8 protein-coding genes are annotated in these 13,029 nt (G+C 32.1%); all 8 read right to left on the bottom strand.

Annotated elements, in window-relative coordinates:
- Window positions 1-236 precede the first annotated feature (236 nt).
- The 8 genes from A9G11_RS13360 to A9G11_RS13325 all read right to left on the bottom strand — a co-directional run bounded on the left by A9G11_RS13360 (window position 237) and on the right by A9G11_RS13325 (window position 12,935).
- Complete coding sequence (locus A9G11_RS13360; RefSeq protein WP_065620074.1) at window positions 237-1,067, bottom strand: MetQ/NlpA family ABC transporter substrate-binding protein; 831 nt, start codon at window positions 1,065-1,067, stop codon at window positions 237-239.
- Between the two features lie 578 nt (window positions 1,068-1,645).
- Complete coding sequence (gene hxlA / locus A9G11_RS13355; protein ID WP_065620073.1) at window positions 1,646-2,275, bottom strand: 3-hexulose-6-phosphate synthase; 630 nt, start codon at window positions 2,273-2,275, stop codon at window positions 1,646-1,648.
- 354 nt (window positions 2,276-2,629) lie between these two features.
- Window positions 2,630-3,544, bottom strand: a complete 915-nt coding sequence (locus A9G11_RS13350; protein ID WP_081298577.1) for an endonuclease/exonuclease/phosphatase family protein — start codon at window positions 3,542-3,544, stop codon at window positions 2,630-2,632.
- A 187-nt stretch (window positions 3,545-3,731) separates the two neighbouring features.
- A complete protein-coding gene (locus tag A9G11_RS13345; protein WP_081298576.1) occupies window positions 3,732-4,631 on the bottom strand; it encodes an endonuclease/exonuclease/phosphatase family protein in 900 nt (299 codons plus the stop codon).
- Window positions 4,632-4,990: 359 nt separating this feature from the next.
- Window positions 4,991-5,908 carry a hypothetical protein gene (locus A9G11_RS13340; RefSeq protein ID WP_065620072.1) on the bottom strand — a complete coding sequence of 306 codons (918 nt, stop codon included), beginning with the start codon at window positions 5,906-5,908 and terminating at the stop codon, window positions 4,991-4,993.
- 1,091 nt (window positions 5,909-6,999) lie between these two features.
- Window positions 7,000-9,690: a T6SS effector BTH_I2691 family protein gene (locus A9G11_RS13335; RefSeq protein ID WP_065620071.1), complete on the bottom strand. Its 2,691-nt coding sequence runs from the start codon at window positions 9,688-9,690 to the stop codon at window positions 7,000-7,002.
- A 3-nt stretch (window positions 9,691-9,693) separates the two neighbouring features.
- A complete protein-coding gene (locus A9G11_RS13330; protein ID WP_065620070.1) occupies window positions 9,694-10,536 on the bottom strand; it encodes a DUF4123 domain-containing protein in 843 nt (280 codons plus the stop codon).
- Complete coding sequence (locus A9G11_RS13325; protein ID WP_065620069.1) at window positions 10,533-12,935, bottom strand: type VI secretion system Vgr family protein; 2,403 nt, start codon at window positions 12,933-12,935, stop codon at window positions 10,533-10,535. Before A9G11_RS13325 ends, A9G11_RS13330 begins: the two co-directional genes overlap by 4 nt.
- Window positions 12,936-13,029 lie beyond the last annotated feature (94 nt).

Genomic DNA, 13,029 nt, shown 5'->3' with positions numbered 1-13,029 from the left:
GTAAGTTAAACAAATCATAATGAATTCTCCTTTGCAGTTAATATTGGCGCGTATATTAATCACCTTTTGTCTGATTGTAAATAGAAACGTAATACTATTTTTGCCCTGTGATTTTTTTTATTAGCTACTTATAACAGTACAAATTCTATAATGATAGATTGATCAGCATAAAGATTCACCGTCCCTCATTACAATATCAGGCAATACATTTATTTAGTTTCTGATTAATAACTTATTTATTTTTGCGGCCAAATAAATCTACCCTTAGCTTCAGGATCTTCTGTAATAAATTTTTTGAGTAGATCTGACTGATAAAGTTGTTTGACATCTTCTGCCCATTGTGTTTTAAGATTTTCTTTTTTCACAACCACCATTAATTCAAGATTAGGTGATAGTTGTTCTTGTACCAGAGCATTATCCGCAGGAACTTTACTTAACCATGCAACACCACCTGGCATAATGGCATAATCAACCTCACCAAGTATGCGTGGAATAAGTTCAGATAAAACCGTTTTAAATTTCAGATTATATCGGTTTTCAACAATATCATTTAAACTAACCGTTCCAGACTGTGCGTCTGGTTTTAATGTGATCCAATTTAATTTTTGTAATAACAATAATGCTCGTGCTGTATTGGAAGGATCATTTGGAATAACAATTGTTTGGCCAGAAGCTATTTCATTTATGGAATGATGAGTTTGGGAAAACAGAGCAGCTGAAATTGATGGAATATGAACTAAAGATACTAAATCATTTTTGGTCTCTTTATTATAAACATCTAAATAGGCTTGATGTTGAGCGGCATTTAAATCGATACTGCCTTCCACTAATGCGGTATTAGAATCTCTTAATGAACTGAAATTGACTAATTTAACCGTATATCCCTTTTTTTCTAATTCAGGTTTAACAACTTTTTCCATTAAAATATTATGCATACTAGGTGGTAAACCAACGATAATCTCTTTCTTATTTTGACTGGATGATGTTTCAGTACTTGAATTTTGATCGCAAGCTATTAAGCTAAAACCAAGTAATATGAACACAACAAGGTTAAAGTATTTTTTCATTATCTCTCCTCAAACTTTATTGTTTTATCGATGTTAAGTTGATAAACCACTTTTTTTGATAACTTGTCAATTTTATCAATTGTGTTCTATTGATTTAAAATCAGTTGATGATGATTAATCAATAACTACTCCAAGTACAAATTTAATCTTACACAAAGATGATTAATTTGATATTAGAATTAAAAGAGGTTAATAAATATTACCTATTATAGTGAGCTAATGTGAATCGTGATAATACATAAAAATTATATGAATAGACCAATTAGTCATATATACAATTATATTGATAATTTATATCTAATTATCAATTAGATAACCAAGACACCTCCTACTTTTATTTTTTAACGCTTTGAAGCGTCGTGGTTATATTTGATAAAGATGTGACCAAACTATTTATTTTTAGATATTATTTATCTGTACTATCCTGAAATAGGGTAAAAGCTAATCCAATGAATAAAAATGATTTAATAAAAGTTTGCAAGTCAGTAAACTAAAAATCGCAGACAGCCAATGCGACGATGCTCAAAATTAATATTAAACGGAATTACACGATAAATAACCAATTTTTGTATCTGATTTTACCCTCTCATCATTTCTTTAATAATTGCTGCTTCTGTTTTGGGATCTTGATTATGTGTAATACCCGATCCAACAATTAAAATAGCAGGTTTTAACTCTATATATTGCTGGGCTGTGTTACTGTTAATTCCGCCCGCTACGGAGATTTGTGCTTTTTTTACCTGTTCCACCATTATTCGTAGATCATCAATTGGCTCTCTACCTGCTGCTTGTTGATCCGCGCCAGTATGCACAGATAAAATGTCACAACCAATCCCCTCTAATTGGGCTATTTTTTGTGACATATTTTCAACACAAATCATATCGACAACAATTTTTCGATTATACTCTTTAGCTACATCAATACAGGCTTTAACGGTAAGAATATCTGTAACACCTAAAACTGTTGCATAATCTGCATGATTTTTAAAAGCAAGTTGCGCTTCATAATAACCTGCATCCATTATTTTAAGATCGGCTAAAATCTCTTTTTCTGGAAAGTGTTTTTTTATTTCTCTTACCGCTCTCATTCCTTCATCAATAACAAAAGGAGTACCAATTTCAATAATATCGATTGAATCATGTACTTTTTCAATCATCAATAATGCATTGATTAAACTTAAATCATCTAAAGCTAATTGTAATTTCATCGTCGATTTCCTTATCAGATAAATTGGTCATGACCCATAAAAAACTACCGTAATACATAGAAACTCTCGTTTATAAATTATGGACGAATTTAATCATGAAAAAGTAACTGATTACCATATTTATTTATCATAAAAGAGACCAACTTGGTCATTTTTATCATTTATTATCGTTACCTGCAATCCATTCTTTGTTACACTGTAACTTATAATTAATATTATTATCTTTTTTTGCTTTTCTACTTAAACGTTATGCTAACCTGAAACTTCTCGCCAAACATTTACGTTTATTACGCATTAATATAATAAAAGAGGTATTTTGATTATAAAGTGATGGGCCTATTGCCCATCGATTGTTTACTGTTCTACCAATTTTAATTTAGCGATAACTGGAATATGATCACTTACAACCATCCATGGGACCTCTTTCCAGTATGTCCCATCATTAGGAATGATTAATTCATCAACCTTCCATACTTGATTACGGCTTGTAAAAATATGATCAAGATCTAAGCCAGGATTTGCCGCTGGCCATGTTCTGGTATCCACATTATCTTGTTTAACTAAATCCCAATATTTCTCTAACTCTTTAATCACTCTGTCACTTTTAACTGAATTGAAATCACCTAACAATAATTTTATTCCTGAGGCTAGATCTGGAAATTCATCATCTAAATCAATATCGTCAAAAACAATGCTATTGATAAATCGAGCTTGTGACATTCTTACTTCATCTTCTTCATGCCAATCAAAATGAGTATTAAACACATAAATAGGAGAATCAAAACCCGGTACATTGATTTTGCTTAACATTAATACCCTTTGTTCAAAATCGCCAGACGGTAACTGAAAGACTTTGGTTTTTTCTATTGGATATTTAGATAATATCGCATTACCATAATTACCACCTTGCATATCAATTGCTTTACCAAAGGCATAATACATACCTGTTTTTTCAGCAAGAATTTGGGCTTGATCTAAACCATCACTGCGTGTCGTATTTTGATCCACCTCTTCTAGGGTAATAATATCAACATTCATAACCTTGATGGCAGTAGCAACCGTATCGAGATCTACTTTATGTTTTCTTAATCCACCGGCAATATTAAAATTAGCAACCGTAATTTGAGGTTGTTCCGTCGCAATATATTTTTTGTTAGGCGTGCTTTGATATTGTGTTATGACTAAATCTGTAGATATGTCTGAGGCATAAACATTAGAAAACATCAAAAACAGGCTGGTGAAAGCCAAAATAAAAATATTTCTTTTCATGTAGTTATCCTTTAGTAATTTTTATCAATGATGTACTTATTTAATAATCTTATAAATACTAAAACAAATAATCCGTGTTGATATCGATCTTTATCATAATTCTAATTTTTTACTTCATATAGCTTTATCAAATAAAGTTGCCATAAAAAAGCCATGTTCTTACAACATGGCTTTTCATTTTAACACTTTATTGATTTTTTATTATCATTTGAACAGGGTAATGATCAGAATATTTATCTGTAAAATCATCTTTTAATACTTTGACATCGACGACATTATTTTTAAGTTTAGGTGAAACATAAATATAATCATAACGTAAAGGTGTTGATGCTTGATCATAAAATACTTTAGTTGGAGCTGTTGCAATAAACTCTTTATGTTTTAGTTTTAACGCATCAATAAAACCGGCATCAATTAGGTTTTGTTGGACAGTATAACTTAATTGACCATCGACGAGATTTTCAAGAATGGGGCTCTTTTTCTCTTTTTCTTTTATATCATTAAGAAGATTACTTTTATCATAATCATTTTTATCCGCTGGCGAAAATGAGTTTAGATCTCCAGCAATAATCCATTTACCATTGGGATCTCGACTATATTTTATCGAATCAATAATTAAATTAATTTCATCAACTCTTTTTGCTGTCCAAAACGGATTCATATGGGTAACAACAAAATGATAATTACCAATATCAGCATACAAAGCACCATGCCATAAATTGTCGACCACTTTATTAACGTTGATAATAGGATATTTAGATGTGATAGCAACCGAGAAAAATGCATCATCCCCCGGTTTTTCTTTCAATAAAACAGCATATTTATGTCCATATGCTGCTGCGAATTTTTCAAGTTTCTCACGTGTAAAATGATTCATTTCCTGCCAAGCAATAATATCGGCATCTTGTGCTTTTGCCCACTCAATAAATTTATCTTTGGTTTCTGTGTCATCCAATTTCATACCACAGTAGGCATTATAACTTATCATTTTTAATTCCTTCGGGGTCTCGATTGAGGCAAAGGATGCTGATGCACTTAGAAGCATACTGCATAAAACTGCTGCTATTTTTAGCTTTGTTTTATTCATAAATTATCCCTCTGGTTATTTTTAATATGATTACCACAAGTATTATATTGATTTAGATGCAAGAAAAGGCTTTTATAGTTTTTATGTGATTTGTATCAATAATATTTTGATATTCTCTACTATTTACAATATTGATGACATAATACTGTTATCTTAATGCTTGATGAATTCGGCAATTTAAAGTGCTTTGAAGATTTGATGTGCTAATCAGATCAACTGTATTAATTTAAAACAGCATCAGTAAACTAATGAACAATTTTTCAAAAACCTAGCATAACATCTTTTAATATGACGCTATGCTTTACAAACGCTGTCTAAAAAATACAGTTATATAAATATGAAATTAAACTAACTTTATCTTATTCAACAATAAAGAAATTTAAATATGTTTTACCTGAATAAATACTATAAATCTTATTTATCGCTTCTTTAAAACCATCATCATCACTATAATCTTGATAACATTTATTTTCTATATCTCTTTCGGCTACAGAACTATTTATTGAAGTTAAATTATCATATTCTTCAGCGAAATCATTACCAGATAAATTAAATATCTGCTTCCAAGCAGTAATTTTCTTTTCAGCATCCACTCGTCCTTCTGGACATTTGATAGAATCTAAGTCAATAGTAGGAATAATAGTCTTCGGTAATTCATTGAATTTTTTGCGATTAGAAGGAAAACTAATTTGCTGATCAAGCCCCTCTTCCCTCATATATTTAAGGAAATCATCTTCGCGAAATAATTTAGTTTGTACAGATATAGAACGGTTTTTTAAACTCACTGTTCTAGGAAGTTTCTCGTCAAGAAAATAATCCCAAGCATATGTATCTTTTTCAATAAATAAATCATTAATCACCGTAAAAGGAACTTCCATTTCATGTAATTCACCATTTATTATCACGGGTGTTTTGTATTGAATATCTTTTTGGTAACTATCCACATTACGCACCACAGCAGCATAATTATCATCAACATAAATTATTTTATAAAAAATATAATTGCTTTGCGTTGGATTTATAAAACCTTCTCGTTTTGAAGGTTTAACTACAAAATTAACCGCTTCATTATTGTAAGATAAGCTATGTTTACCATATCCAATCTTATATTTAATACCTGATTTGGCAGAAATAGTTAATTGATTATCATCAATACTTAATGTTATCTCGTTAGATGTCGGGTTATCGATCCAATGTTCTACTGAATCAGGCTTAGAACAAGCAACTAAAGTCAGTATGCTACTTAAAATAATAAGGAAAATCTTTATTTGTTTCATCACATTCATTTATATAAAAATTAAAAGAAGAAAAATTGTACCACTTATTTTCAAAATACTTAAATTATTATTAATTGATTTTATTAGAGTTTACTTAATTAAATTTTGAAATCTTCATCTTAAAGAAAATGATCTTCAATAAAATTATTGCTTCATTTAAATAAAATAAATTTTATCTTTAAGTACTATTTTTCATAAAACGTGAAAGACAAAACACCAAAATAAAGATAATTTGACTACAATTTATGGAATGAGTAAGCATGGTATGATTCATTTGTATTTTTACGGTTTCAGTTTTAATTATACTATTAACTATAATAAAGGTTCACCAATATATATTCTAGCGATCTCTATTTTCAATTCTTTTTCGGATGTACTTGTTTTATTTAGGAGTCTTTTAAACTAATTATAATCGATAAGTTCGCCTGTTTAATCATTAATAACTTTTTATTCTCGATAATTATCTAAAACTGCTAGATATACTTTCGATAGATAGTCTGATAAAGAAATTTCCTTCGGCACTGATTTACCTATTTTACTGGTTTCTCGGGTATCCTTTGGTCAGCGTGGTTATCCAGATAAACATTCGGAAATAAAGTAACCATAACCAAAGAATAAAAAAGGAATAATTTTAAAATATCGGTATTAGCATAAAACCATAAAAAGTACTTGGCGTATTTTTACAACATGTACCATATGTTTGTATATGACATCTGAAACCATGAAAGAGCAACGTTAAACGAGTACTTAAATGGGTTTTTGTTAGATTATCATAACAAAGCACCATATAACGATAGATAAACTCCCATTCACCTTTATAATCCCACGCCCTTTAGGTATATTTACCTACTCTGCCATATGCACAACAAGGAAGCTAGTTTGATATGTATGAAAAGTTATAGGATTCTTCATATCAAAAGTTGTACAGCAAAATATTTTATTACTTGAAGACTATCGTACTACCATAATATTTGGGATGTTAAGTATAAAACTTCCGAATGAATCAATTTTTTCAAACATCCCATATCTTATCCGTAAATAACGATTTTTATAGCACTACCCAAATATAATAAAAATTCTCAGATATAAATTCAAAAAGCTACCTCTAGTGCTTTATTCCATTCTGTTAATTCTTCGCCTAAATCTTCAAACTTTTTGCGGTTTGCTAACTTTTTGCTGAAACAGCAACGATCAAACCATTTTTGCAAGGCATTATCATCAAAAATAATAATCACCAAACTTACAACGATAATAAAAAATGAAACATAAAAATTTAAAGCAGTTAATATAATTGCGATTCGTTCATAACGAACTAATTGAGCTATTAAAACTCCGAACTTAGCTAAATGTACCCAAATAGTGTTCTTAATGCTGTTTGAGATAATATTATTTAACCATGGAATTAGAGACCGTAAAACCAGCAAAAATTGTGAAATACTTAACAAAGTCGTTGCAAAACATCTTGCATAATATGCTAAATAGATAACTTTATTTTCTTCTTTCGCTTTATTGCCATCGAACAAATCTAATATCGCTGACATTCCGCCTGCAATCATCATCAAGCTTGACCCCCAAAAAAATATTCGACCATAGCTAATATAAACTACCTTTGCCACAGTAGATTCTTCATCACCAATGCAATATTTTATTGCACTCGTGACTATCTGGAATCCTGCTGCGGTACTAGCTATAATAGAAGTCGTTAACTCAGCTAATTCTCGACTATTTTTCCATTTCCCATTTTTTAATTTTTTATATGTATCGTAAGCACTAAAGACAAATACGATCATAGCAGTATAAGTATTGACAAGATCAGCATTTCGAAAATTATTTTTCGCTTCTTCTATGATCATCGACGCATCAGCTTTCCCTACAACATTAAATGTATCTCCATTAATATTAAAGCCTAAGTTATACATTTGATGTGCGGTCTTTTCAATACTTGCCAAAAGCAGATTACCTAAAGAGTTCTGAATTGTCTGAGTAAGTTTTTTGGTAACACTTTTTAAAAAACATCTAGCTAAATCAGCAAAGGCGACCGATAATAATGCAATTGGATAGCCTCTTTCTGCTAACTGATTAATAGTTGAATTGGTTGTTCGGTTTATATGTTTTGTTATCTTGATGAGTAATTTGATAGCTTTATCAACTTCAGGGGTATCGCCTTTTCTTTCAGATGCATTGCTTATCTCAATGTTTTGTTGTATTTTTAGATATTCATTAACATCATTAATTAAACTTTTATTGTTATAGAAATAAGTTCGCATAATTATATTCTTTGGGGTTATCTCAGATTCAAGCCACCAATTATCAAGGACTTCACAAGTTTTTTCTGAACCACTAGCACCATGTAAACAAGAACTCATTTGTAATTTAAACTCGATACCACTTAATACCTCAGTACTATCATATAAATCTAATGCAGACATTAATTGTGGTGATTTCAACCATTTTATATAATCATCGGCACGGTATTCCGCGATTTTTTCAGCATATTGACTATAATCATTCATTTCTTTTTCAAAATTATCGATCTTCTCTTGGGATAATCGACTCCAATACAATTCTTGTAATTCTTTTTGTGATAGTTCTTCGGTTTGATTTTTTATTATATTTTCTTCCATTTTTTCAAAGACTTTTGTCCGTTCGTATTCAGACATATCGACAGCAGATGGTACTTGTACTTTATCCATTCCATAACGAGAAAAATTTTTTAATGAATTATTTTGTTTTATTAACTGTCTTATTCTGTGAGAGGTAAATGATTCTTTAAATGCTGACAGTTGTCTTAAAATGATTAAACGATGTTCGTTAGAAACGCCTTCATTATCTTTCGCTTGCAACCAAGGTTTCATATATACTTCGTAAACTTGACTACGACGATAATTTAAACTTTGGGTTATACCGATAGCATCGTTCACCACAATAGCTACACCATTACGTTTTATCAGTTTTTTATAAAGAGATAAATATCGCGCATAATAATTCTCTATATCAGAATCATTAAAAGAAGTACGTTTTTTATAAATCTCTACTGTTAAATATTTTTGATGCTCAGCTTTGCTTCGTTCGCCTAATTTAAAATCCCAGGGAATTTTGCTATGTAAAAATGAATTTTGCTCACCAATTTTTAGTGAAGTTGAAAACTCTAAAATCTGAGACATAAGATCTTCACCTTTTATGGACTTTTGACCACTTCGGATTTGATCTGGAGTTAAGCCTTGTAGTTCAAATTCGGGAGAGGTTTGATAAAAAGCCAAACTAGCTTTACTTATTTTGTTGGGGCTAAATATGAAATAGATTTTAAAGATATCTTTACTGTTTTTAAAACTAATATATGATGCATCAGCGCCATCTGTATCAACATTACAGTTATATTTTGGAGGTATATTAGGAATGTTGTTAATATCATTATGTTCAATTAAGCAACCAACGGGACTTGAAGTAAAGACTCGCCATTTTTTTTCACCATTTTTTTTATCTTCAAGTACATATAAATAGCCTTCTCTTAACATCTGTATGCAATAATTTGAATATTCTAATGGTAAATCCGAAACCATTTTTTGAGCAAAATTTGGTAATGGTGGGACTTCGATATCTATTTTAAGTTTTTCTTTTTCAGAAATTTTATTTTTCCCTATGTAACCAGTAATTGACAAACGTGTTGGAAGTACAATTAAATCCCCTTCCTTTTCTTGACACTTTGGACATCGTCTACCAGAATTTTTTTCCGCTATTTTTGCAGCCATTATAAGTTCAATCAATTCTTCAAGCTGTGCCATATTTTATTCCTTATCTAAATCATTTAAATAATATTCAAATTGATTAATATCTTGATTTTTTATCAGATCATCAAGTAAGTTGTAATCAATTTCGGGATGAGATTGTTCTGATTGGACCATAGCATAACTGACAATACAATCCATTTTTTGTTGGTCTGGTTTATTAAATGTTGTTTTATAAAACCAATCCAAAAGTTGTTTTAATGTATTTTTTTGATTTTCAGATAATGGTTTTTTTTGTTGCTTAACTATCTTATATTCATAAGCATTGTAAGTTTGTGATATTTTGATTTTTTGCCATTGTTTCGCTGTTATTTGATAATTTATATCCGATAATATTAATTCAGGTTTATGATGTAATTCTATATAAGAATCTTGCCAATAATACCAATACTCAATACTACCCAATAGTTTATCCAATTGTTTTTCAGAAAATATATTAACTAAATGTATTAAAACATGTGGATCATAAAAGCGTAAAATATAATAATCTGCATTGTATGACACAAACATAGCATTACTGATATGCTTTTGTATGTCTTTAATAGCATATGGTGAAGCAATTAGCGCTATTGCTGAGGATTTATTATTTTTTAACTCAGCAACAACTTGATCGATATAAGTTGCCCCTTTTTTTATCATACATAGCTGAAGACATTCATAATCTGGTGACACAGTATCTTGTCTATCACGAATCGGTACAACTGATTCAAATTCGAAATCATGATTGAAGAAAAAATCATCATTAATTTTCGGATCAACTAATAAATACATTTTAGCAAAACGTTGAATTTGATTTATAACAATTTTATTAATATCCTCATCTAAAATCGTTTTAATCATCATTTTCTTTCCACAATAATAGCATGTTTTTCAGCTTCATCTTGCTGTACACCAGTACACAAGGCGGGTAATTCTTTTTTAATATCTTTGTGTGCTGTCCCCATTTTTTGCATGGCATTACATTTTAAATAAACATTGCTTGGTGTACCTAACTCTATACCACGACTGTTGATTTTGATATATGAGCCTCCGCAAATTAAGGTAATATCTTGACTAGCTGTTACTGTTATATTACCGTCGACACTATCAACTTTAACACCTTGTTTAGCCGCCATAGCAAGGTTGGCATTTTGTGCCTGAACTTCAACATCACCTTGATTGGCAAATAGTTTCATGCCGGATTTATGCGCAAATACACCTATTGCTTCACCCGATGATAACGTGATATTTTTTAATGCACTAATATCCGTTTGATTTTCTGCAGTCATAGTGAGATTATTACATGTTGATAGTTGAATATCTTCCGGACTGGTTAGGGCTATCCCTTCTTGTGCATAAGCAAGTATGCCACTTTGACTTAGTCCGCTTAACACGGTCTTTAGTTGGTCCTGACTGTCGGTGTCAGCGGTATGCGCCTGTGATTGGGTGGCGGCATTTTGTAACGCTTTAGCTATCGAGAGCGCATTTTCCAGCTGAGTAATCGCTCCTTGCATATCCAGCTGTTTTCCCTGCGCTTTAGGCTCAGTTTGACTGGTGAGGTATAAACCACGATCCGCAGCAATCGCACCCCATTCGTCAGTGCGCAGTTCAAAGCCTTCACCCCGTTGTTCTTTATTTTGGTCAACTAAATGCCCCAGATTGAGTTGAGTCTTGCCATATTCGGTGGCAAGTTTGATATGCTCTTTTCCGCGTTTATCATCCATGCGCAGTTTATTGTTAGCCGGTGTACGTATGACATTACGATGTTTGTTCGCTGTCGCTACATGGTCTGGGTGGTTGCTGTCATGCATAGCATGCGCGATATAAGGCCGGTCAGGATTGCTGTCCATAAAGGCTATGGCCACTTCAGTGCCATCAATAAGCGGAAAGTGAAAACCATAAGTTGCACCGGCATAAGGTTTCGCCAGTCTTACCCATAAACTCTCCTCTCCATTCTTCCAGCTCTTTAAATCAAAATTCAGTTTGACCCGATAACGTCCCTGTGTGTCAATATAACCATAAGTATCATTATCCGGACTGGTCACCCTGCCCGGCAATGTCCCACCAACTTGTGGCCAAGCTATCGGCGCCGGACGATAAGGTTTTAACACCTGATAAGGAATAGCAGTAAAGGTGAGTTCATAAGCATCCGTGCGGTTGCCTTGCCCGGCTACACTTAAAATTACAAAGCCTTCCTGCATTTCAGGTAAAGGGTTGTCTGTGATGCGGATATGCTGCCCCGGTGCTAAGGTGTAACAGTTACTGTGACCTTTTATAATTATCTGTTTACTGATGGCATGTTCATGGCGAATTTTGGCATACCATGAACCACTCTCGATATCTCCACCATTATTTTTATAATGCTCTTCATACCGGTAATCGGTACCATATGTGGTGTTATCTTTCGGTTGGATATTAATTTCATCAATTAAATTAGTTCCTGCATAACGGTAATTATAATCTTGTACTTTTACTGAGGATTCGACCGTTTGACTGTGTAAGGCGATATCCCAGACACTCTCGGTACTGCCGTCTATAGTCCCTGTCGGTAGTTTGTAGTCAATCTTACCGACGTTATTATATCCTTGCTCATAGTCACTGAGTATCATTACATCACAGTGATGCTCGCTGTGATTTTCAAAACGAAACCAGATACCGACATCCGCCAGTAAGCGTTGTATAAATTCCAAATCACTCTCTTGCCATTGCGTGATAAATTCTCTTATCGGATAGCTCTCTTTCAGCTCCAACCGGTAATCCACGCCGGTAAAACCATGACTGCGTAGTACCGCTTCAACTACACTGACGACATTTTGATTTTGAAATATTGCACTATTGTGTTGTAAGGATAATAACGCTAAACGGGAAGATAATATGACCTGATAATGTGCTTCGTCTTTATTGACTGAGAGCTGACTAAAACCGGTGATAACCCCATGCAGTACCCGTGATTGCCCCTCCACAGGTAGCGCACTCAGTGAACTGATTGCGGATAAAAAGGGATGATGACTAACCGGATTAAAGGTAAATGATGCATTTTGGTTTAGTACCGTATCAACGGCGATAGCTTTGTCAGCACTGGTGAAATTGATAATGTAGTGCCAAGGTTGGTTGAGTTGTTCATTGCTTTTAACTTGTAAGATTGAGATAGGATTGGATAAGGCATCAATGGTTAAGGTATAACGATTGTGACTTATATCAATTCGTCCATGACTCAAACCTTCGTCTAACTGATTGATGAAATTAGTTAATCCTTTATTCATAGTATCCTCTTTTTATACTTCATGCCTATTACAAATATTTTATATTTAAATAATTATTATAAATAATAATTCCGTATTATTTCCTCATTTAACC

The sequence above is a fragment of the Gilliamella sp. wkB108 genome, from assembly GCF_001690195.1.
GTDB classification, from domain to species: Bacteria; Pseudomonadota; Gammaproteobacteria; order Enterobacterales; family Orbaceae; genus Gilliamella; species Gilliamella apicola_L.
The sequence above is the reverse complement of the archived record's forward strand: the minus strand, read 5'-3'. Positions and strand labels throughout refer to the sequence as shown.